This is a genomic window from Streptomyces sp. YGL11-2, assembly GCF_050054615.1.
Lineage (GTDB): Bacteria > Actinomycetota > Actinomycetes > Streptomycetales > Streptomycetaceae > Streptomyces.
Map to the genome: position 1 here is coordinate 22,357 of NZ_JBNHIN010000031.1, position 23,066 is coordinate 45,422.

At 72.2% G+C, this 23,066-nt stretch carries 14 protein-coding genes; 11 read left to right on the top strand and 3 right to left on the bottom strand.

The genetic code is table 11. From position 1 onward, the window contains the following. Window positions 1–88: 88 nt before the first annotated feature. The 4 genes from dapF (at window position 89) to hflX (ending at window position 6,946) form a co-directional block, all read left to right on the top strand. On the top strand, window positions 89–967 hold the full coding sequence (gene dapF / locus ACO1BR_RS29075) for a diaminopimelate epimerase (protein ID WP_426798074.1): 879 nt from the start codon (window positions 89–91) through the stop codon (window positions 965–967). A 354-nt stretch (window positions 968–1,321) separates the two neighbouring features. After that, window positions 1,322–3,517 carry a RelA/SpoT family protein gene (locus ACO1BR_RS29080; protein WP_426798075.1) on the top strand — a complete coding sequence of 732 codons (2,196 nt, stop codon included), beginning with the start codon at window positions 1,322–1,324 and terminating at the stop codon, window positions 3,515–3,517. Window positions 3,518–3,635: 118 nt separating this feature from the next. Then, window positions 3,636–5,312 (top strand): M1 family metallopeptidase, encoded by a 1,677-nt coding sequence (locus ACO1BR_RS29085; protein ID WP_426798076.1) that lies wholly within the window; start codon window positions 3,636–3,638, stop codon window positions 5,310–5,312. A 146-nt stretch (window positions 5,313–5,458) separates the two neighbouring features. Then, on the top strand, window positions 5,459–6,946 hold the full coding sequence (gene hflX, locus ACO1BR_RS29090) for a GTPase HflX (RefSeq protein WP_426798077.1): 1,488 nt from the start codon (window positions 5,459–5,461) through the stop codon (window positions 6,944–6,946). A gap of 138 nt (window positions 6,947–7,084) precedes the next feature. On the opposite strand, the gene ACO1BR_RS29095 is transcribed toward hflX, so the two are convergent. Then, a complete protein-coding gene (locus tag ACO1BR_RS29095) occupies window positions 7,085–8,272 on the bottom strand; it encodes a trypsin-like serine peptidase (protein WP_426798078.1) in 1,188 nt (395 codons plus the stop codon). A gap of 283 nt (window positions 8,273–8,555) precedes the next feature. On the opposite strand from ACO1BR_RS29095, the gene ACO1BR_RS29100 reads away from it, so the two are divergent. The 5 genes from ACO1BR_RS29100 to ACO1BR_RS29120 all read left to right on the top strand — a co-directional run bounded on the left by ACO1BR_RS29100 (window position 8,556) and on the right by ACO1BR_RS29120 (window position 16,625). Further along, window positions 8,556–9,950, top strand: coding sequence for a diaminobutyrate--2-oxoglutarate transaminase family protein (locus tag ACO1BR_RS29100; protein ID WP_426798079.1), 1,395 nt, complete (start codon window positions 8,556–8,558; stop codon window positions 9,948–9,950). Beyond that, window positions 9,947–11,989: an IucA/IucC family protein gene (locus ACO1BR_RS29105; protein WP_426798080.1), complete on the top strand. Its 2,043-nt coding sequence runs from the start codon at window positions 9,947–9,949 to the stop codon at window positions 11,987–11,989. The genes ACO1BR_RS29100 and ACO1BR_RS29105 overlap by 4 nt, the downstream gene beginning before the upstream one ends. Before the next feature lie 37 nt (window positions 11,990–12,026). After that, a complete protein-coding gene (locus ACO1BR_RS29110; RefSeq protein ID WP_426798081.1) occupies window positions 12,027–12,725 on the top strand; it encodes a GNAT family N-acetyltransferase in 699 nt (232 codons plus the stop codon). A 105-nt stretch (window positions 12,726–12,830) separates the two neighbouring features. Continuing rightward, window positions 12,831–14,615 carry an IucA/IucC family protein gene (locus ACO1BR_RS29115; RefSeq protein WP_426798082.1) on the top strand — a complete coding sequence of 595 codons (1,785 nt, stop codon included), beginning with the start codon at window positions 12,831–12,833 and terminating at the stop codon, window positions 14,613–14,615. A gap of 42 nt (window positions 14,616–14,657) precedes the next feature. After that, a complete protein-coding gene (locus tag ACO1BR_RS29120) occupies window positions 14,658–16,625 on the top strand; it encodes an ATP-dependent DNA helicase (protein WP_426798083.1) in 1,968 nt (655 codons plus the stop codon). A 116-nt stretch (window positions 16,626–16,741) separates the two neighbouring features. On the opposite strand, the gene lexA is transcribed toward ACO1BR_RS29120, so the two are convergent. Beyond that, complete coding sequence (lexA, locus tag ACO1BR_RS29125) at window positions 16,742–17,539, bottom strand: transcriptional repressor LexA (protein ID WP_043266465.1); 798 nt, start codon at window positions 17,537–17,539, stop codon at window positions 16,742–16,744. A gap of 574 nt (window positions 17,540–18,113) precedes the next feature. Here lexA and nrdR point away from each other — a divergent pair. Together nrdR and ACO1BR_RS29135 are read left to right on the top strand one after the other, a co-directional pair. Then, window positions 18,114–18,644, top strand: a complete 531-nt coding sequence (nrdR, locus tag ACO1BR_RS29130) for a transcriptional regulator NrdR (RefSeq protein ID WP_426798084.1) — start codon at window positions 18,114–18,116, stop codon at window positions 18,642–18,644. Window positions 18,645–18,765: 121 nt separating this feature from the next. Then, window positions 18,766–21,639: a vitamin B12-dependent ribonucleotide reductase gene (locus tag ACO1BR_RS29135; protein ID WP_426798085.1), complete on the top strand. Its 2,874-nt coding sequence runs from the start codon at window positions 18,766–18,768 to the stop codon at window positions 21,637–21,639. Window positions 21,640–21,923: 284 nt separating this feature from the next. Here the strand turns inward: ACO1BR_RS29135 and ACO1BR_RS29140 are convergent, their stop codons facing one another. Then, window positions 21,924–22,784 carry an alpha/beta fold hydrolase gene (locus ACO1BR_RS29140; protein WP_426798086.1) on the bottom strand — a complete coding sequence of 287 codons (861 nt, stop codon included), beginning with the start codon at window positions 22,782–22,784 and terminating at the stop codon, window positions 21,924–21,926. Window positions 22,785–23,066 lie beyond the last annotated feature (282 nt).

Genomic DNA, 23,066 nt, shown 5'->3' on the forward strand with positions numbered 1-23,066 from the left:
CACCCCCCACGGCTCGGCCCCCGGTCTGTCCCGTGGGCGGTCTCGGCCCCGTGGCGCCGGGCCGGTTCGCGACCCGTAGGATTCAAGGGTGACCAGCACGCAGCGCATCGCCTTCCTCAAGGGCCACGGCACCGAGAACGACTTCGTGATCGTCCCGGATCCGGACGGTCGGCTCGATCTGTCCGCGGCGGCCGTCGCCCGGATCTGCGACCGGCGGGCCGGTGTCGGCGGCGACGGGCTGCTGCGCGTCGTACGGTCCGCCGTCCACCCGGAGGCGCGGGCGCAGGCCGGCGAGGCCGAGTGGTTCATGGACTACCGCAACGGCGACGGTTCGATCGCGGAGATGTGCGGCAACGGCGTCCGGGTCTTCGCCCGGTACCTGCTGCACGCGGGGCTGGTCGAGGCCGGCGACCTCGCGATCGCGACGCGCGCCGGGGTGCGCCGGGTCCATCTGGCCAAGTCCGGCGACGTCACCGTCGCGATGGGCCGGGCCGAGCTGCCCGAGGCGGGCGTGGTGGTCACGCTCGGCGGGCGAAGCTGGCCGGCCCGCAACGTCAGCATGGGCAATCCGCACGCCGTCGCGTTCGTCGAGGACCTGGCGCACGCCGGTGACCTGTACACCACGCCGCCGTTCAGCCCGGCAGCGGTGTATCCGGACGGTGTGAACATCGAGTTCGTCGTCGACCGCGGCCCGCGCCATGTGGCGATGCGGGTGCACGAGCGCGGCTCCGGCGAGACCCGCTCGTGCGGCACCGGCGCCTGCGCGGTGGCGGTGGCCACCGCCCGCCGCGACGGCGTGGACCCGGCCGAGACCGGCACGCCCGTCACGTACACCGTCGATGTGCTCGGCGGCAGCCTGACGATCACCGAGCTGCCGGACGGCACGGTCGAGATGACCGGCCCAGCCGTGATCGTCGCCGAGGGCAGCTTCGAGCCGGAGTGGCTGACCGGCGCGCTCGCCGCCTGAGGGCGGGGAACGACCCGCTTTCCGTCCGACGGGCGGTACTTGCCCCGTATGGGGTCCCGCTCCGTACGGAGTGCCGCTCGCCGGTCGGCGGCCGGTAGTACGTCGCGGCGGACGCGCCACGCCCGGCCGTCGGGGCCCTCCGCCATCTGGCCCACATGTTCCGTATCCCGCTTCGTGATTCGCCTTTTCAGAGCAGAAACGGTTCTGACCGGGAAATTCGCTCGAATGGGTGATCCGGTTCACGCTGAGCGAGAGCCGGACAGCGCTGCGTGATGGGCTCGGTAGCATCAAGCACCGGCCCAGGCGCCAGAACTGACGGCGTCCCACCGCCGGTCGACGCTGCCGGAGGTGCCCATGAGCGCAGAGGCCACGAACCCTGGTAACCCTGAAGCAGCGGGCCGCAAGCGCGGACGCCCCCGGCCGGCGCTGCGGGGGCTGCGCCGTATCGGGCGCGCCGCGCTGCTCGGCCCGACCGCCCGCGACGGCCTCCCGGACGCCCTGGAGCACGTCGCCAAGGTGCACCGCCGTCACCACCCCGACGCCGACCTGGACATCCTCAGCAAGGCGTACCAGCTCGCCGAGTCCTCGCACCGCGGGCAGCTGCGCAAGAGCGGCGAGCCGTACATCACCCACCCCCTCGCGGTGACCCTGATCCTCGCCGAACTGGGCGCGGAGACCACCGCGTTGACCGCCTCCCTGCTCCACGACACCGTCGAGGACACGGAAGTGACGCTCGATCAGGTACGGACGGAGTTCGGCGCGGAGGTCTGCTATCTGGTCGACGGCGTCACCAAGCTGGAGAAGGTCGACTACGGCGCCGCGGCCGAGCCGGAGACCTTCCGCAAGATGCTGGTGGCGACCGGCAACGACGTGCGGGTGATGTCCATCAAGCTCGCCGACCGGCTGCACAACATGCGCACGCTCGGCGTGATGCGGCCCGAGAAACAGGCCCGGATCGCCAAGGTGACCCGTGACGTCCTGATCCCGCTCGCCGAACGCCTCGGCGTCCAGGCGCTGAAGACCGAGCTGGAGGACCTGGTCTTCGCGATCCTGCACCCGGAGGAGTACGCCACGACCCGGCAGCTGGTCCGGTCGTACGCCGGGCGGCCCGATCCGCTCGCCGCGATCGCCGGGCGGACCCGTACGATCCTGGCCGACGCCGGGATCGAGGCCGAAGTCCTGGTCCGGCCACGGCACTTCGTCTCCGTGCACCGCGTCCTGCTGGCGCGCGGGCAGCTGACCGGCGCGGATCTGGGACGGCTGCTGGTGCTGGTGGCGGAGGACGCCGACTGCTACGCCGTCCTCGGTGAGTTGCACACCTGCTTCACGCCGGTCGTCTCCGAGTTCAAGGACTTCATCGCCGCACCCAAGTTCAACCTCTACCAGTCGCTGCACACCGCCGTGAGCGGCGAGGCCGGCGAGATCGCCGAGACCCTGATCCGCACGCACCAGATGCACCGGGTGGCGGAGGCCGGGGTGATCGCGCTGGGCAATCCGTACGCGCCCACGGACGGCGCGGACGCCCCCGAGGGCGAGCGGGCCGACCCCACCCGCCCCGGATGGCTCGACCGGCTGCTGGAGTGGCAGCGCACCACCCCTGACCCGGACACCTTCTGGACCTCGCTGCGCGACGACCTCGCCCAGGACCGGGAGATCACCGTCTTCTGCACCGGCGCGCCCGCGGACGGGGCGCCGGACGGTTCCGCGGGCCCCGCCGGCGGCGCCATCGGCCTGCCGGCCGGCGCGAGCTGCGTGGACGGGGCGTACGCCCGGCACGGCGAGGCGGCGCACTGCTGCATCGGCGCCCGGGTCAACGGCCGGCTCGCCACGCTCGGCACCGTCCTGCACGACGGCGACAGCCTGCACCTGCTGATGGCCCCGGACTCGGCCGCCGGCCCCTCGCCCGAGTGGCTCGACCATGCCCGGACGCCCGCCGCCCGGCTTGCCATCGCCCGCTGGCTGGCCCGCCCCCCGGGCGGCGGCGAGCCGCCCGCCGCCCCCGCCGGTCAGGGTGGCGAACGCCGCAGGGCCCCCGGGCACCGCCCCACCGGACCGGACCGGCAGGCCGCCGCCTCCGGGCTCGCGGTGGTGGACCTGCCCGGGGCCGCGGTCCGGCTGGCCGGCTGCTGCACCCCGGTGCCACCGGACACCGTCACCGGATTCGCGGTCCGCGGCGGCACGGTCACCGTCCACCGCGCGCTGTGTCCCGCCGTGGCGCGGATGGCGGCGATGGGCCGGCAGCCGGTCGGGGTGCGCTGGCGGGGCGCCGGGAAGGGCGGCCACGGCTGCCGGGTGACCCTCCTGGCGGAGGCGTTCAGCCGGCCGCACCTGCTGGCCGACCTCACCGAGGCGATCGCCGCCCAGGGCGCCGCCGTGGTGTCGGCCGCCGTCGAGCCCCCGCACGAACAGCTGGTGCGGCACACGTACACGCTCCACCTGCCCAACGCCGCCGGGCTGCCCTCCCTGATGCGGGCGATGCGCCAAGTGCCCGGCGTGTTCGACGTGTTGCGGGCCGGCCGGCCCCGCCCCGCCGCCGCGATGCGGCCCTGACGGGCCGAGGGGCAGATCCGGCAGACCGGCGCAAGCCGGACGCCTTTGGGCCGCTCGTTCGGGTGCCGTCCTGCCGCGCCGTCCACGGGGGAGCGGGCCGCGCTGATAGCGGTAACCCATGTCCCTTCCCTTGCGCCGCCCGTCCGGCGGGTCCGACGGGCCCGCCGCCCGCCCCGCTACCGACCACTCCGCGCCCGCACGGCGCCGCTTCCACGCCGTACCCGGCCGGATCCCGCGCCGGGCCGCGGCCCTCGGCCTCGCGATCGCCGCCACGCTCGCCGCGGCCGAGCCGCCGGTCGTGCCACTGGGCCTCGGCGACCGTCTCTTCCCGACGCTCGGCAACACCGGCTACCACGTCACGTCCTACGACGTGTCGATGAACTACTCCGGCCGCAGCGACCGGCCGCTGGAAGCGGTCACCGTGATCAACGCCCGCTCCACCGGCAACCTGGACCGGCTCAGCCTCGACTTCGCGCGCGGCGCCGTCCGCTCCGCGGAGATCGACGGGGCGCCCGCCAGGTACCAGCAGGAAGGCGAGCACCTGGTGCTCACCCCGGCCGCCCACATCTCCCCGGGGCAGAAGCTGCGCATCGTCGTCCACCACACCAGCAATCCGGTCGGCGCGGGCGACGGCGGCTGGATCCGTACCAAGGACGGGCTGGCGATGGCCAATCAGGCCGACGCCGCGCACCGGGTCTTCCCCTGCAACGACCACCCCTCCGACAAGGCGTACTTCACCTTCCACATCACCGCGCCCCAGGGGCTGGTGGTGGTCGCCAACGGGCTGCCCGTGGGGCAGGCCACCCGCGGGCCGCGCCGCACCTGGACCTACCGCACCTCCCACCCCATGGCCACCGAGCTGGCGCAGATCTCCATCGGGCGGTCCGCCGTACTGACGCAGCACGGGCCGCACGGGCTGCCGATCCGCGATGTGGTCCCAGCCGTCGACCGGCCCCTCCTGGCGCGCTGGCTCGCCAAGACGCCGGGCCAGGTGGCCTGGATGGAGAACAAGGTCGGACGCTTCCCGTTCGAGACCTACGGGGTGCTGACGGCGGACGCCAGCACCGGTTTCGAGTTGGAGACCCAGACCCTCTCGCTCTTCGAGAAGCGCCTGTTCACCATGGTGCAGCTGCCCGACTGGTACGTCGAGTCGGTGATGGTGCACGAGCTGTCCCACCAGTGGTTCGGCGACAGCGTCAGCCCCCGCCGGTGGTCCGACGTCTGGCTCAACGAGGCGCACGCCACCTGGTACGAGATGCTCTACGCCCAGGAGAAGGGCGACAGCCGCGCCTCCATGGAGACACGGATGCGCCACGCGTACGAGAGTTCGGACGGCTGGCGCGCCGAAGGCGGCCCGCCCGCCCTGCCCAAGCTCCCCGACCACGGCCAGAAGATCAGCATCTTCCGGCCGGTGATCTACGACGGCAGCGCCCTGGTCCTGTACGCGCTGCGTCACAAGCTGGGCACGGAGGGCTTCGACCGCCTCGAACGGGCCTGGGTGCAGAAGCACCGCGACGGGGTGGCCGGCACCGCCGACTTCATCAACCTGGCCTCGCAGATCTACGGGCACAACCTCTCCGGCTTCTTCTGGGACTGGCTGTACGGCACCAAGACCCCGCCGATGCCCGGCCACCCCGACTGGAAGCCCCGGGCGGCCGGGAGCGCCGGCGGCCGGAAGGCGCGGGTGCCGGGCGCGCAGCCCGGGGTGTCGGGCCGGACCGCCCTGCATCCCGGGTGGCCGCTGCCCGGACGGCACGCGGCCCCGCAGCGGGAAACCACCGGAAAACCCGCGTGACGCCCCTCCGCGGCCGTGCGACCATCAACGGGTCGACGCGGACGGGCGCCCGGGAATCTCCGGGGCGGCCCGGACGTTGTCACCAGCGATAGTCCCAGGGGGACCGGCCGGTCCCCCGAGGGCTTCCCAACGACGCAAAGGATCAAATGACCTCCTCTTCTTCCCTTCCGCAGGACCGGCAGCGCCTCCCCGAGAGCCTTCGGGCCGACGCCCTGATGGAAGAGGACGTCGCCTGGAGCCACGAGATCGACGGGGAGCGCGACGGCGATCAGTACGACCGCTCCGAGCGCGCGGCGCTGCGCCGCGTGGCCGGCCTGTCCACCGAGCTCGAAGACGTCACCGAGGTCGAGTACCGCCAGCTGCGCCTGGAGCGCGTGGTGCTCGTCGGCGTCTGGACGTCCGGGACGGTGCAGGACGCGGAGAACTCCCTCGCGGAGCTCGCCGCGCTGGCCGAGACCGCCGGCGCCCTGGTGCTCGACGGCGTGACCCAGCGTCGCGACAAGCCGGACCCGGCCACGTACATCGGTTCCGGCAAGGCGCTGGAGCTGCGCGACATCGTGCTCGAATCCGGGGCGGACACCGTGGTGTGCGACGGTGAGCTCTCCCCGGGCCAGCTGATCCACCTGGAGGACGTCGTCAAGGTCAAGGTGGTCGACCGGACCGCCCTGATCCTCGACATCTTCGCGCAGCACGCCAAGTCCCGGGAGGGCAAGGCGCAGGTCTCGCTGGCGCAGATGCAGTACATGCTCCCCAGGCTCCGCGGCTGGGGTCAGTCGCTGTCCCGGCAGATGGGTGGCGGTGGCTCCGGTTCGGCGGGCGGCGGTATGGCCACCCGCGGTCCCGGTGAGACCAAGATCGAGACGGACCGGCGGCGGATCCGCGAGAAGATGGCGAAGATGCGCCGGGAGATCGCGGAGATGAAGACCGGCCGCGACATCAAGCGCCAGGAGCGCCGGCGCAACAAGGTCCCCTCGGTCGCCATCGCCGGCTACACCAACGCCGGCAAGTCCTCGCTGCTCAACCGCCTCACCGGTGCCGGAGTCCTGGTGGAGAACGCCCTGTTCGCCACCCTGGACCCGACCGTCCGGCGGGCCGAGACCCCCAGCGGGCGGCTGTACACCCTCGCCGACACCGTCGGCTTCGTCCGGCATCTGCCGCACCACCTCGTCGAGGCGTTCCGGTCCACGATGGAGGAGGTCGGCGACTCCGACCTGATCCTCCATGTGGTCGACGGTTCCCATCCGGTGCCCGAGGAGCAGCTGGCGGCGGTGCGCGAAGTGATCCGCGACGTGGGCGCGACGAACGTGCCCGAGATCGTGGTCGTCAACAAGGCCGACGCGGCCGATCCGCTGGTGCTCCAGCGGCTGCTGCGCCAGGAGAAGCGCGCCATCGTGGTCTCGGCCCGTACGGGCCAGGGCTTGACGGAGCTGCTGACCCTCCTCGACGAGGAACTCCCGCGCCCCCAGGTCGAGATCGAGGTGCTGGTGCCCTACACCCAGGGTGCCCTGGTCTCGCGGGCGCACGCCGAGGGCGAGGTCATCTCCGAGGAGCACACCGCCGACGGCACGGTCCTCAAGGCGCGGGTGCACGAGGAACTGGCCGCCGAGTTCCGCCCGTTCGTCCCGGCCGCCTAGCGGCCCGCGCGGCGCCGCGTACGACGTCCGTACGGTGAAGGCCCGCCCCCGGTTCCCCGGGGGCGGGCCTTCGTCATGCCTGCCGTGGGCGGTGCGCGGTGGGCGGCGCCGGACACCGGCACCGCCCCTCTCACATCCCTAGCTCTGGCTCGCCCACTTCTTGCTCATCGCGTCGAAGAGCGACTTGGCCTCGGGGCCCAGGTGCGGACCCGCCGACCAACGGGCCGGGCGCGGCCCCATCGACATGTTGGAGACCAGCACCGGCTTGCCGTCCGGGCCCTTGACGAACCACGGACCGCCGGAGGAACCGCCGGTCATGGTGCAGCCGATGCGGTACATGGTCGGCTTCTTGGCGTCCAGCGACAGACGGGTCGGCTTGTCGGTGCACGACTCCTGCACCGCGCCGTCGAACGGCGCCTCGGCCGGGTAGCCCTGCGCGGTCAGGCTCGGGATCTTGCCGATCGCCGGGGCGTTGAAGTCGACCTGGTACGCACCGCCGGCCATCTCCTCCAGCGACTTGCCGCTGGTGCCCTCCTCCGCCTTCACATGCATCAGCGCGAAGTCGTACGGGGCCATCGGGACGCCCGGCACGGCGCCGCCGTCCTTGATCCACTCCTGGGACGTGGCCATGTCGTCCGCCCACCACTTGCCCGCCGGGACCCGGTCCTCGAAGGGCGTGTTCTTCATCTGGGTGACCGGCTTGCCGGTCCGGTTGAAGTTCGGCACGAACATCACGTTGCGGTACCAGCCGCCGTTCTTGCCGGCGTGCACACAGTGCGCGGCGGTCCACACGAGGTTGGACTTGCCGGGGTGTGCCGGGTCCTTGACGACGGTGGCCGAGCAGCGGGACTCACCCTCGGGGGTGCTGAAGACCAGCAGGCCGACACCCGGCGCGGTGGAGGTGTACGGCGTCTTGACGGGCTGCGCGGTGACCGCGGCCGGCTCCGGGTCGGTCTTGCCCTGGTCCTCGGCGATGTCCGACGGCTTGCTCGGGTCCTGGGGCGGCTTGACGTGGTCGATCTTGTCCGGGTTCCAGAAGCCCTTGATGACCGGGTTGATGAACTGCCCCGCCTCGCGGAGCCACTTGTCCTTGTCCCAGTTCTTCCACTCCCCGTTCTTCCACTTGTCCAGGTTGATGCCGTGCTGCTTGAGCTTGTCCTGGAGGTCCTTGGGGATCTTGATCTCACCCCCGCCCGTGGTGTCCTGGGCGGACTGGCTCGGCTTGGCGTCCGCGTTGTCGCCCGACGGCCCGCAGCCGGTCGCGGTCAGCGCCACCACGGCGGTGAGGGCGGCGGCGGCCAGGACTGGCCGACGTATCGATCGCATGGGTCAGTTCCCCCTGAGTGAATCGGGCTGAGCCGGAGCGGCTCGTGTGGTGCGCACCCCCACGAGTCCTTGTCATGAACCCCAAGATCCGGGTGCAACCCCCCACTATGCCGGTGTCGAGGGGGACGGCGGTACCCGGGTCCCCGGTTCCCGGCCGTCAAGGATCTTGCCGGCGGCCGTGTTCCCCCGCCGGTGCCGTCGTTGGTACGTACGGGGGACGGCCGGGCTGCCCGCAGCGCCCGCGCGGAATCCAACAGTTCACCAGCAGGAGGACACAACTGCCGTGGCGTTGACCGAAACCGTGCCGGCGGGCGCACCGCCGGCCCACGAAGGGATCCTGCGACGGCAGTCCCTGCGTGAGTCCGCTGCCCGTACGTACGCGCGCTCGTTGCCCATCGTCCCGGTGCGCGCCCGCGGGCTGACCATCGAAGGCGCCGACGGCCGGCGCTATCTCGACTGCCTCTCCGGAGCCGGAACCCTCGCGCTGGGCCACAACCACCCGGTGGTCCTCGAAGCGATCCGCACGGTCCTCGACTCGGGGGCGCCGCTGCACGTCCTCGACCTGGCCACGCCCGTCAAGGACGCTTTCACGACCGAGCTGTTCGCCACCCTGCCCAGGGAGTTGTCCGAAAAGGGGCGTATCCAGTTCTGCGGTCCGGCCGGTACGGACGCCGTCGAGGCCGCCTTCACCCTCGTCCGCACCGCGACCGGGCGCAGCGGCCTGATGGCCTTCTCCGGCGCCTACCACGGCATGACGTCGGACGCCCTCGCCGCCTCCGGGGGAGCCCGGCACACCACCGTGACCCGGCTGCCCTACCCGTACGACTACCGCTGCCCGTTCGGGACCGGCGGCGAGCGCGGCGCCGAACTCTCCGCCCGCTGGACGGAGAACCTGCTCGACGACCACAAGAGCGGAGTGCCGCGGCCCGCGGGCATGATCCTCGAACCGGTCCAGGGCGAAGGCGGGGTGATCCCGGCGCCGCTGAACTGGCTGCGCCGGATGCGGGAGATCACCGCCGCCCGGGACATCCCGCTGATCGTCGACGAGGTGCAGACCGGCGTCGGCCGCACCGGCACCTTCTGGGCCGTCGAGCAGAGCGGCATCGTCCCCGACGTCCTCGTGCTGTCCAAGGCGATCGGCGGCAGCCTGCCGCTCGCGGTGATCGTCTACCGCGAGGAACTGGACGCCTGGCGGCCCGGCGCCCACGCCGGCACCTTCCGCGGCAACCAACTCGCCATGGCCGCCGGCACCGCCACCCTCGCCTACGTCCGCCGCAACGGCCTCGACCGGCGCGCCGCCGAACTCGGCAGCCGGATGCTCGCCCGGCTCGGCGGACTCGCCGCCGCCCACGACTGCGTCGGCGACGTCCGCGGGCGCGGGCTGATGCTCGGCGTCGAACTGGTCGACCGGGCCGCCGACACCGACGCCGACGGCGCCCGGCCCGCCGACCCGGTGCTCGCCGCCGCCGTCCAGCAGGCGTGCCTGGACCGCGGCCTGATCGTCGAACTGGGCGGCCGGCACTCCGCCGTCGTCCGGCTGCTGCCACCCCTGACCATCACCGACGAACAGGCGGACGCGATCCTCGACCGCCTCGCCGACGCCATCACGGCGGCGGTCCGCACCACCCCCGGGCCCCTGGGCTCGTCCCCCACCACCCTGCGAGGCACCTCCGCATGAACGAACGCCCCGGCCCCGACGGGACCCAGGCCGCCGAACGACTCCCCGCCCACCACCCCGGCCCGGGGCTGATCGAGCCGTCCGTTCCGCGGCAGCAGCGGCGGCCCGGCGACGACGCCTGCCATCAGCAGACCCCGGAAGGCCGCGACCGCCCCCCGGCCGCCTACGGCGCCCCCGGCCCCCACGACACGGCCCGGCACCCCGACGCCGACCCCCTCGACCACCCCGACGCGGCGGTCGCCGCCGACGCCGCCGGCATCGAGAACCTGCTGCGCTGCTGGCTCCGCGAGAACGGCACCCCCCGCCCGGCCGGCGGCCGGCTGCGCCTCCCGCTGCACGCCAGCGCCACCGCCCTGCACATCCCCGTCCGCTACTGGTCACCCACCGGCTGGCACCGCCTGGGCGCGCCCACCCTCGAAGGCACCCTGCCCGGCTCCGCCCCCCTGGACGCCGTCACCCTCGCCGCGCTGCTGCGCCGCGAAGCCGCACACGGCGGCGACCGCCGGGCCTCGGACGGCGGCGAGCACCGGGTCGCGGACGGCGACGAGCGCCCGGCGGCGGACGACGCGCCGCAGGCACCGGACGGCGACGGCGCCGAACTCGTCGGCCGGGTCGCCAACTCCGTACGCACCACCGCCGTGTTCATCGCCGACCGGCGCGCCCACCCCGCCGTCGAGCAGGACTCCGGCTTCCTCGAAGGCGAGCAGTCACTGCTGCTCGGCCACCCGCTGCACCCCACCCCCAAGAGCCGCGAGGGCCTCACCGACGCCGAGACCCGCGCCTATTCGCCCGAACTCCGCGGCGCCTTCCCGCTCCACTGGATGGCCGTCCACCGCTCCGCCGTCGCCGCCGACTCCGCCTGGACCGAACGCGGCAAGACCGTACCGGCCGGCCAGCTCGCCGCCGACCTGGCCGGCGACGGGCTCGTGCTCCCCGACGACACCGTGCCGCTGCCGCTGCACCCCTGGCAGGCGCGGGACCTCGCCGCCCGCCCGGACACCGCCGCGCTGCGCGACGCCGGACTGCTGCACGACCTCGGCCCGCACGGCGCGCTCTGGCACCCCACCTCCTCCGTGCGCACGGTCTACCGCCCCGGCGCGCCCGCCATGCTCAAGCTCTCCCTCGGGCTGCGCATCACCAACTCCCGGCGGGAGAACCTCCGCAAGGAACTGGAGCGCGGCGTCGAGGTCCACCGGCTGATGCGCACCGGCCTCGGCGAGCAGTGGCAGGCCGCCTTCCCGAGCGCTCCCGGATTCGACATCGTCCGCGACCCGGCCTACCTCGCCGTCGACGGCCCCGACGGAGCGCCCGTCCAGGGTCTCGACGTCGTCATCCGCCACAACCCCTTCGGCACCACCGACGACGCGGTCTGCATCGCCGGACTCACCTCGCCGCGGCCCTGGCCCGGACACGGCGAGATGCGCTCCCGCCTCGAAAGCCTGGTCGGCGCGCTGAGCGCGCGCACCGGGCGGCCCGCCGGGGCGGTGGCCACGGAGTGGTTCCTGCGCTACCTCGAAGCGGTCGTCCGCCCCGTCCTCTGGCTCGACGGCACGGCCGGCATCGCCCTGGAGGCCCACCAGCAGAACACCCTCGTCCTGCTGGACCGCGACGGCTGGCCGGCCGGCGGCCGCTACCGCGACAACCAGGGCTACTACTTCCGCACCTCCCGCCGCGCCGAACTGGAGCGGCGGCTGCCCGGCATCGGCGCCACCAGCGACACCTTCGTCGCCGACGACGTCACCGACGAGCGCTTCGCCTACTACCTCGGCATCAACAACGTCCTCGGCCTCATCGGGGCCTTCGGCGCCGCCCGCCTGATCCGCGAGGAGGTCCTGCTCGCCGCCTTCCGGCGCTTCCTGGCCGACGCCGCCGCGGCTCCCCGCGCCCACCGCTCGCCCCTGCCGGAGCAGCTGCTTCAGGCCCGCACCCTGCGCTGCAAGGCCAACCTCGCCACCCGGCTGCACGGCCTGGACGAACTCGTCGGCCCCGTCGACACCCAGTCCGTCTACGTCACCCTGCCCAACCCGCTCGCGCCCTAGATGACGCGGTCCCCAGCCATCAGAGGAGAGCGACACCGTGCCACCGACCGATTCCGACCTCCACGCCGCCTCGGACCACATCCTCGACCTCCGGATCCCGCCCGAACCCGGCGCGCTGCCCGCCGACGCGGACCGCCCGCCCGCTGACGGCACCCCCGCCGCCGGCCCGCTGCTGGACAACCTGGCGGGCTGGCCGGCGGCCGACACCCCGGCCGGGCTGTTCGCCCTCGTCCCCGTCCGGCCGGAGTGCGACCTGGGCCGGATCACCGCCTGGATGAACGATCCCGCCGTCGCCGCCTTCTGGGAACTGGCCGGCCCGCCGGAGACCACCGCCGACCACCTGCGCGCCCAGCTGGACGGCGACGGGCGCAGCGTGCCCTGCCTGGGAGTGCTGGACGGCGTCCCGATGAGCTACTGGGAGATCTACCGCGCCGACCTGGACCGCGTCGCCCGCCACTACGGGGCCCGGCCGCACGACACCGGAGTGCACCTGCTCATCGGCGGTGCCGGCGACCGGGGCCACGGCCTGGGCGCGACGCTCCTGCGGGCCACCGCCGACCTCGTCCTCGACCAACGCCCCCCATGCGACCGCGTCATCGCCGAACCCGACCTGCGCAACACCGCCTCCGTCGCGGCCTTCCTGAGCGCGGGGTTCCGCTACGCGGAGGAGATCGAACTCCCGGAGAAACGCGCGGCGCTGATGATCCGCGACCGCGCCCTGCGCCACCTGCTCTGACCCCGGGGCCGTCCGTCGACGGCCCCGATCCGGTCCGCCATCCACCCCGCCGCCCCGGTTGTCCCCCGCACGTGCCGGGCCGGTCCCGCATCGAGGAGTCCCACATTGTCTCCTGCGTTCCCTGCGTTCCCCGCGTCCCAGCCGTCGCACCGCGCCTGGCAGCGCGCCGCCCGCCGCCTCTTCGCCAAGACCCTCGCGGAATTCGCCTACGAGGAAATCCTCACCCCCGAGCCCGACGGCACCGCCCCCGACGGCGCCCCGCGCTACCGCCTGCCCGTCGGCAACGACCTCATCTACCGCTTCACCGCCCGCAGAGGCTCCTACGGGCACTGGCGCGTCGACCCCCACTCGATCACCCCCGACACCGATCCCCTCCGCTTCCTCACCCACGCCCACGACACCGTCCTGGGCCTGTCCGGCGACACCACCGGCCACCTCCTCCGCGAGCTGACCGCCACCCTCGCCGCCGACACCCGCCTGGACGCCGCCGCCCTGACCGCCGCCCAGCTCGCCGACCTGGACTACGCCGACCTCGAAGGACACCAGACCGGCCACCCCTGGCTCGTCGCCAACAAGGGCCGGCTCGGCTTCTCCGCCACCGACGCGGAGACCTGGGCCCCCGAGGCCCGCAGCCCCCAGCGGCTCCCCTGGCTCGCCGCCCACCACCGCATCGCCCACTACCGCGGCGTCCCCGCTCTCGCCACCCCCGACCGCCTCTACAGCGACGAACTGTCCCCCGCCACCCACCGCGCCTTCGCCCGCACCATCACCGACGCAGGCCAGGACCCCGCCGACTACCTCTACCTCCCCGTCCACCCCTGGCAGTGGGACGAGACCATCGCCCCGCTCTTCGCCCCGCAGCTCGCCGACAGATCCATCATCGCGCTGCCCACCGACAACGACCTCCGGCTGCCGCAGCAGTCGATCCGCACCTTCCTCAACGTCAGCCGGCCCCAGGCGCGCACGGTCAAGCTGCCGCTGTCCATCCTCAACACCCTGGTCTGGCGCGGCCTGCCCACCGAGCGCACCCTCGCCGCCCCGGCGGTCACCCGCTGGGTCCACGGCCTGCGCGACGGCGATACGTATCTGCGCGACGAGACCCGGGTGATCCTGCTCGGCGAGACCGCCTCGGTCACCGTCGAGCACCCCCTCTACGACCGGCTGCCCGGCGTCCCCTACCAGTTCAGGGAACTGCTCGGCTGCATCTGGCGAGAGCCCGTCAGCCGCTGCCTCGACCCGGGTGAACGGGCCCGCACCCTGGCCTCCCTGCTCCAGACCGACCCCGCCGGACGCGCCCTGACCACCGAGCTGGTGCACCGCTCCGGACTGCCCGCCCGCGTCTGGCTGGCCCACCTCTTCGCCGCGCTGCTGCCGCCCCTGCTGCACTTCCTCTACCAGTACGGCACGGTCTTCTCCCCGCACGGCGAGAACGCCATCGTCGTCTTCGACGAGCACGACATCCCCACCCGCCTGGCCATGAAGGACTTCGTCGACGACGTCAACACCAGCGCCCAGCCGCTGCCCGAGCACGACGCCATGCCGGACGACGTCCGGGCGGTGCTGCTGACCGAACCGCCCGCATTTCTCACCCAGTTCATTCACTCCGGACTCTTCGTCGGCGTCTTCCGCTATCTGGCGCCGCTGTGCGAGGACCAACTCGGCGTGCCCGAGGACGAGTTCTGGTCACTCGTGCGGGCGGAGATCCTGCGCCACCACGAGCGCTTCCCGCACCTCAAGGAACGGCAGGAGACCTTCGACCTGCTCACCCCGGAGATCGAGCGGCTCTGCCTGAACCGCAACCGGCTGCACGTCGACGGCTACCGCGACCGCCGCGACCGCCCGCACGCCGCCGTGCACGGCACCGTCCCGAACCCCCTGCACGTCCCGTGACCGACCCCGCTGTCAGTGGTCCCGCGTAGGCTGGCAAGCGCTATGACGAAGCCCTCTCTCCCCGATCTGCTCCATGCCGCCGTCACCGCCGTCGGTGGCACCGAGCGGCCCGGCCAGGTAGCCATGGCCGAAGCCGTCGCCGAGGCCGTGGACGACACCTCCCATCTGCTGGTGCAGGCCGGCACCGGCACCGGAAAGTCCCTCGGCTATCTGGTGCCGGCGCTGGCCCACGGCGAGAGGGTGGTGGTCGCCACCGCCACCCTCGCCCTCCAGCGCCAGCTCGTCGAGCGCGATCTGCCGCGGACCGTCGAGGCGCTGCATCCGCTGCTGCGCCGCCGCCCCAGCTTCGCGATGCTCAAGGGCCGCTCCAATTACCTCTGCCTGCACCGCCTCCACGAAGGCGCCCCGCAGGAAGAGGAGGACGGCCTCTTCGACGTCTTCGAGCAGGCGACGCCCACCAGCAAGCTCGGCAAGGACCTGCTCCGGCTGCGCGACTGGGCGGACGAGACCGAGACCGGCGACCGCGACGACCTCACCCCCGGTGTCTCCGACCGCGCCTGGGGACAGGTCTCGGTCTCCTCCCGGGAGTGCCTGGGCGCCTCCAAGTGCGCGTACGGCGCGGAGTGCTTCGCCGAGGCCGCCCGCGAGCGCGCCAAGCTCGCCGACGTGGTGATCACCAACCACGCGCTGCTGGCGATCGACGCCATCGAGGGCGCCCCGGTCCTGCCGCAGCACGAGGTCCTGATCATCGACGAGGCCCATGAGCTGGTCTCCCGGGTGACCGGCGTCGCCACCGGCGAACTCACCCCCGGCCAGGTCAACCGCGCCGTCCGCCGTGCCGCCAAGCTGGTCGACGAGAAGGCCGCCGACCAGCTCCAGACCGCCGCCGAGACCTTCGAGCGGCTGATGGAGCTGGCGCTGCCGGGCCGCCTGGAGGAGATCCCGGAGGAGCTGGGCTACTGCCTGATGGCGCTGCGGGACGCGGCCCGCACGGTCATCTCGGCGCTCGGCGCGACCCGCGACAAGTCCGTCCAGGACGAGGACGCCGTCCGCAAGCAGGCCATCGCCTCGGTGGAGAACGTCCACGCGGTCGCCGAGCGGATCGCCGACGGCTCCGAGTACGACGTCGTCTGGTGCGAGCGGCACGACCGCTTCGGCGCCTCCCTGCGGGTGGCCCCGCTCTCCGTCTCCGGCCTGCTGCGCGAGAAGCTGTTCGCCGACCGCTCCGTGGTGCTGACCTCCGCCACCCTCAAGCTGGGCGGCGACTTCAACGGCGTCGGCGCCTCCCTCGGCTTGGCCCCCGAGGGCACCCAGGGTGACGACGAGCCGGTGTGGAAGGGGCTGGACGTCGGCTCGCCGTTCGACTACGGCAAGCAGGGCATCCTCTACGTCGCCAAGCACCTCGCCCAGCCCGGCCGCGAGGGCAGCCGTACGGACATGCTCGACGAGCTGGCCGAACTGATCGAAGCCGCCGGCGGGCGGACGCTCGGGCTGTTCTCCTCGATGCGCGGCGCCCAGGCCGCGGCCGAGGCGATGCGCGGCCGGCTGGACATGCCGGTCCTGCTCCAGGGCGAGGAGACCCTCGGCGAGCTGATCCGGAACTTCGCCGCGGACGCGCGGACCTGCCTGTTCGGCACGCTGTCGCTCTGGCAGGGCGTCGACGTACCCGGCCCCAACTGCCAGTTGGTGGTGATGGACCGGGTGCCCTTCCCGCGCCCGGACGACCCCCTGATGAGCGCCCGGCAGAAGGCCGTGGAGGAGGCCGGCGGCAACGGCTTCATGGCGGTCGCCGCGACCCATGCGGCGCTGCTGATGGCGCAGGGGGCGGGCCGCCTGGTCCGGGCCACCGGCGACCGCGGTGTGGTCGCGGTGCTGGACCCGCGCGTGGAGCGAGCCCGCTACGGCTCCTTCCTCCGCAAGTCCATGCCGGACTTCTGGTACACCACCGACCGGAATCAGGTCCGCCGCTCCCTCGCGGCCATCGACAAGGCAGCCAAGGAGGCCGGGTAACCGGCGGTGACCACGACCGGTCACGGAGCAGGCCCGCGAGAGCGGCGCCGGTTCCGTGACAGAGGCGAGCCCCGGAACCGGCGCAGTGGTTCCGGGGCCCGGTCGCGAGCGCGGGGTCAGACCCGGCGCAGCACCGCGACCACCTTGCCGAGGATGGTCGCCTCGTCACCGGGGATGGGCTGATACGCGGAGTTGTGCGGCAGCAGCCACACATGGCCGTCCTCGCGCTTGAAGCGCTTGACTGTCGCCTCGCCGTCGAGCATCGCGGCGACGATGTCGCCGTTCTCGGCGACCGGCTGGCGGCGGACGGTGACCCAGTCGCCGTCGCAGATCGCAGCCTCGATCATGGAGTCGCCGACGACCTTCAGCACGAACAGCTCGCCGTCACCGACCAGCTGCCGGGGGAGCGGGAAGACGTCCTCGACGGACTCCTCGGCGAGGATCGGGCCACCGGCCGCGATCCGGCCGACCAAGGGGACGTAGGACGCGGCGGGCTTGCCGGCGGTCTCCGTCGCCGCGCTCGTGGGCTGGTCCGAGCCGCGGACCTCGTACGCCCTCGGGCGGTGCGGGTCGCGCCGCAGAAAGCCCTTGCGTTCCAGCGCCATCAGCTGATGGGCGACGGAGGAGGTGCTGGACAGCCCGACGGCCTGGCCGATCTCGCGCATCGACGGTGGATAGCCGCGCCGCTGCACCGAATCCCGGATCACCTCGATCACCCGGCGCTGGCGATCGGTGAGCCCGGAGCTGTCGGCGCGAATTCCCGGGGGGCGTCCCGGAAGCGAGCGGGTCGGCTTGTTCTCTTCGGAGCCCGACGTGGCGTCATCCATCGGCCGCTGTGCCCTTTGCGGTTGTTCGAATCGGCTCTGGGAGTGGCTCTGTGCGGTGATGGTCGCGCTGTCTGCGGTGGTGGTCACGTCGGCCCCTCTCGAAATGTTCTCCCTAGTTAGCCAACGGTAGTTGCTTTCGAAAGGTTGCGCCAAACACACGTTCGAGTGAAAAATTCAGCGATTGGCTGACCTGATCACGCAGCGGGGTGTATGGCCCAATGGCAATTCGGGTCCCCGGGGTGCATTCCACCGGGTTTCCCTCCGGCCTCCGAGTCGGTTTCCACCCCGGTTTTCCGGCCGGCGGCCCCTCCGGGAAACCGGTGAACGGCCGTCGCGCCGGCGGGCCGCCGCGACGTCGCCGATTGTGTCATCCCCGCCCCTCCGGCCGGCCCCCCGGGTGTCTTCCCGTACCCTCTTGGACGGCCCGCCGGCCCGCCTCCACCGCGACACGCGGTAGGCGCGCATAAGCGCCCCGACACCATATCTAGTGCTTAGATGCGTTCGGCCGCCTACAAGTTGTGGTGCCGGGTCCTTCGAGGCCCCGTGGATCGCCTATGCTGGTGGCTGCTCCGAAGGGCCCGTACGGACCGGCCGGAGGTCAGTCGCCGTACGCCGGTTCCTTTGGCGTGCGTCCGTATTCGAGGGTGAGGAGGGTGGAGCCATGCACTGCCCCTTCTGCAGGCACCCGGACAGTCGGGTCGTCGACAGCCGCACCACGGATGACGGGGCGGCGATCCGCCGGCGCCGTCAGTGCCCCGACTGCTCCCGCCGTTTCACGACGATCGAAACGGCGTCACTGATGGTGATCAAGCGGAGCGGGGTCACCGAGCCCTTCAGCCGCAACAAGGTCATCGCGGGGGTGCGCAAGGCGTGTCAGGGGCGGCCGGTCACCGAGGACGCGCTCGCCAAGCTCGGCCAGCGCGTCGAGGAGGCGGTGCGCGCCACCGGCAGCGCCGAGCTGACCACCCATGACGTCGGGCTGGCCATACTGGGCCCGCTGCAGGAACTCGACCTCGTCGCGTACCTGCGCTTCGCGTCCGTCTACCGGGCGTTCGACTCACTAGAGGACTTCGAGGCGGCCATCGCCGAGCTGCGGGAGCAGCGCGAGCAGGGACCGCCCGAGCAGGACCGCGGGACGGACGAAGAGGCCGGCGACCCGGCCGTTCCCGTGCCCGCCACCGCCGCCGACTGAGCTCGGCGCGCATCCAGACCTGGGCCGGGGCGAGAGCAGGGCGTCCCGGTCGCAGAAAGACATACACCGTGCCACGGAATGAGTGTGCACATATGGGCGTTTGCCTATACAGGGAGGCGGAATGACAGAGACGACGAGCGGCCCGGCACGAGGCTCCCGCGCCAAGGGCAGCAAGGCGAGCAAGGGTCTGCGTATCGAGCGCATCCACACCACCCCCGGCGTGCATCCGTACGACGAGGTCGAGTGGGCGCGCCGTGACGTCGTCATGACCAACTGGCGCGACGGCTCGGTCAACTTCGAGCAGCGTGGCGTCGAGTTCCCCGACTTCTGGTCGGTGAACGCGGTCAACATCGTCACGAGCAAGTACTTCCGCGGTGCGGTGGGCTCCCCGAACCGGGAGTCGAGCCTGAAGCAGCTCATCGACCGGGTCGTCAAGACGTACCGGAAGAGCGGCGAGGAGAACGGTTACTTCGCCTCCCCGGCCGACGCCGAGATCTTCGAGCACGAGCTGGCCCACGCCCTGCTCCACCAGATCTTCAGCTTCAACTCCCCGGTGTGGTTCAACGTCGGCACCCAGCAGCCGCAGCAGGTCAGCGCCTGCTTCATCCTCTCCGTGGACGACTCCATGGAGTCGATCCTGGACTGGTACAAGGAAGAGGGGATGATCTTCAAGGGCGGCTCCGGCGCCGGCCTGAACCTCTCCCGTATCCGCTCCTCCAAGGAGCTGCTCTCCTCCGGCGGCAACGCCTCCGGCCCGGTCTCCTTCATGCGCGGCGCCGACGCCTCCGCCGGAACGATCAAGTCCGGTGGCGCCACCCGCCGCGCGGCCAAGATGGTCGTCCTCGACGTCGACCACCCCGACGTCGAGGCGTTCATCGAGACCAAGGTCAAGGAAGAGGAGAAGATCCGCGCGCTGCGCGACGCGGGCTTCGACATGGACCTGGGCGGCGACGACATCACGTCCGTCCAGTACCAGAACGCCAACAACTCGGTCCGCGTGAACGACGAGTTCATGAAGGCGGTCGAGTCCGGCGCCAAGTTCGGGCTGCGCGGCCGGATGACCGGCGAGGTCATCGAGGAGGTCGACGCCAAGGGCCTGTTCCGCAAGATGGCCGAGGCCGCCTGGGCCTGCGCCGACCCCGGCATCCAGTACGACGACACCATCAACCACTGGCACACCTCGCCGGAGACGGGCCGGATCACCGCGTCCAACCCGTGCAGTGAGTACATGCACCTGGACAACTCCTCGTGCAACCTTGCCTCGCTCAACCTCCTGAAGTTCCTCCGCGACGACGACCAGGGCAACCAGTCCTTCGACGCCGCGCGCTTCGCCAAGGTCGTCGAGCTGGTCATCACCGCGATGGACATCTCGATCTGCTTCGCGGACTTCCCCACCGAGAAGATCGGCGAGACCACCCGCGCCTTCCGCCAGCTGGGCATCGGCTACGCCAACCTCGGCGCTCTGCTGATGGCCACCGGCCACGCCTACGACTCCGACGGCGGTCGCGCGCTGGCGGGTGCCATCACCTCCCTGATGACCGGCACCTCCTACAAGCGCTCCGCCGAACTGGCCGCGGTCGTCGGCCCGTACGACGGCTACGCCCGGAACGCCGACGCCCACAAGCGCGTCATGAAGCAGCACTCCGACGCCAACGGCAGCGCGGTGCGGATGGACGACCTGGACACCCCCGTCTGGGCCGCGGCCACCGAAGCCTGGCAGGACGTGCTCCGCCTCGGCGAGAAGAACGGCTTCCGCAACGCCCAGGCGTCCGTGCTGGCCCCGACCGGCACCATCGGCCTGATGATGGACTGCGACACCACGGGCGTCGAGCCGGACCTGGCCCTGGTCAAGTTCAAGAAGCTGGTCGGCGGCGGCTCCATGCAGATCGTGAACAACACGGTCCCCAAGGCGCTCAAGCGGCTCGGCTACCAGCCCGAGCAGGTCGAGGCGATCGTCGCCCACATCGCCGAGCACGGCAACGTCGTCGACGCCCCCGGCCTCAAGCCGGAGCACTACGAGGTCTTCGACTGCGCGATGGGTGAGCGCTCCATCTCCCCGATGGGCCATGTCCGCATGATGGCCGCGGCCCAGCCGTTCCTCTCCGGCGCGATCTCCAAGACGGTCAACGTCCCGGAGACCGCCACCGTCGAGGAGATCGAGGACGTCTACTTCCAGGGCTGGAAGCTCGGCCTGAAGGCGCTCGCGATCTACCGCGACAACTGCAAGGTCGGCCAGCCCCTCTCCGCCAAGAAGAAGGAGGAGGCGAAGAAGGCCGAGCCCGTCGCGCAGACCGCGGAGAAGAAGGTCGTCGAGTACCGCCCGGTCCGCAAGCGCCTCCCCAAGGGCCGCCCGGGGATCACCACCTCCTTCACCGTCGGCGGCGCCGAGGGCTACATGACCGCCAACTCCTACCCGGACGACGGTCTCGGCGAGGTCTTCCTGAAGATGTCCAAGCAGGGCTCGACCCTCGCGGGCATGATGGACGCCTTCTCCATCGCGGTGTCGGTCGGCCTCCAGTACGGCGTGCCGCTGGAGACGTACGTCTCGAAGTTCGTCAACATGCGCTTCGAGCCGGCCGGTATGACCGACGACCCGGACGTGCGGATGGCGCAGTCGATCGTCGACTACATCTTCCGCCGCCTGGCGCTGGACTTCCTGCCGTTCGAGACCCGCTCGGCACTGGGCATCCACTCCGTCGAGGAGCGCCAGCGCCACCTGGAGACCGGTTCGTACGAGCCGGCCGAGGACGAGGTCGACGTCGAGGGCCTGGCTCAGTCCGCCCCGCGCCAGATGGAGGCCACCCCGACGGTGAAGATCGTCGAGGAGCCCACCGTGCCGGCCCCGAAGCAGGCGCACACCAACGCCGAACTGGTCGAGATGCAGCTGGGCATCAACGCCGACGCGCCGCTCTGCTTCTCCTGCGGCACGAAGATGCAGCGGGCCGGCAGCTGCTACCTCTGCGAGGGCTGCGGCTCCACGAGCGGCTGCAGCTGACGGCGCACGCTCCCCGGCGCGTACGTAGGTACGTAGCCGGGGGGCATGAGCCGGCGTGAAGAGTCGGCCAGGGCGGTGGAACCGGACATCCGGTCTCCACCGCCCTGGTTTTTTGCCGGGCCGGCCGGGTGGAAGCCCGGGAGCGCTCCGGCCGGGCTGTCGTTGACCTGGTGCCTGCCTCCGGGCCGGGTGCAGTGCGCACCCATTGCTCCCGGCCCTGAACCGCCTGACCGGAAATCCCCGTCGGCGGGTACCCTCGGCGGCCGGTTGATGCTTCTCCCGGTCTATCGGCCGGGTTTCCCCGCCGAGAGGAACTCCTCGACGGTCCGGGTGAAGCGGCGGGGATCGTCGAGCCATGGGTAGTGGCCGGCGTCCCGTTGGACGGCCAGTTCGGCGCCGGGGAGCAGTGCGGCGATGTCGGCGGCGACGCGGGGGAGCGGGCCGCTGTCCATCCCACCCGCGAGGACCAGGACCCGTGCCTCCCAGGCGGCGAGGGCGGCACGTGCCGCGGCCGGGTCGAACGCGCCGCAGCTCGCGTAGATCTCCGCGGCCGGTTCGTTGGTCTGCGCCACGTCGCCGGCGGCGTGGGCCGCGGCGACCGCATCCCAACGGCCGTAGAAGAACGGGGCGATGGCGTCCCATTCCGCGTCCGTCGCGGAACCGGCCCACACGGCTTCGTAGGCGGCGTACGCCTCCGGGAACCACGGCTCGGCCGACCGCAGCGAGGCCGCCTCCCGGCGGTGCTCCTCGGTGAAATCGACGCCCAGGGCCCGCGCGCGGGCGGTGACCAGCGTGAGCGAGCGGACGCGCTGCGGGTACCGGGCCGCGTAGAGCAGCGCGAGATCACCGCCCGCGGAGTGGGCGAGAAGATCGACGCGGTCCGTTCCCAGGTGAGCGCGGAGCGACTCGACATCGTCGACCTGCCGGTCGCAGCGGTACGTCGCCGGGTCGGCGGGGATGGCCGAGCCGCCGGTGCCGCGCAGATCGAGCATGATCAGCCGGCGGTGCCGCGAGAGCCCGCCGAGATCGCCGAGATAGGCGGCGGCACGCATGGGCCCACCGGGAATACACAGCAGCGGTTCTCCGCCTTCTCCCTGTTCCTGGTAAGCGAGTTGGGTCCCGTCGGGCGCGCTGAAGGTGGGCATGGCGCCATCTTCGTGAGGGCCTGACGATCACGGCAAGGGGATTACCTGCCGGAGCGGTGCTCCTGGTCCGGATTGCGGCGTTGGGTCGTGAGGGCGCGCCCCGGGCATTTCCGGCCGCCGAATTCCCGACACCCGGGACGAGCGCTCGTGGACTTCCCTGCAGGTCTGCCGAATCCTCTGCGCGTTCGCGAACTCCTTGCCCGTGGAACTCCCTGCCCGTGGACCTTCTGTCCGTGGATTCCTGCCGCGCCGGACTTTCCCCTTACGAGCCTTCTCTCCATG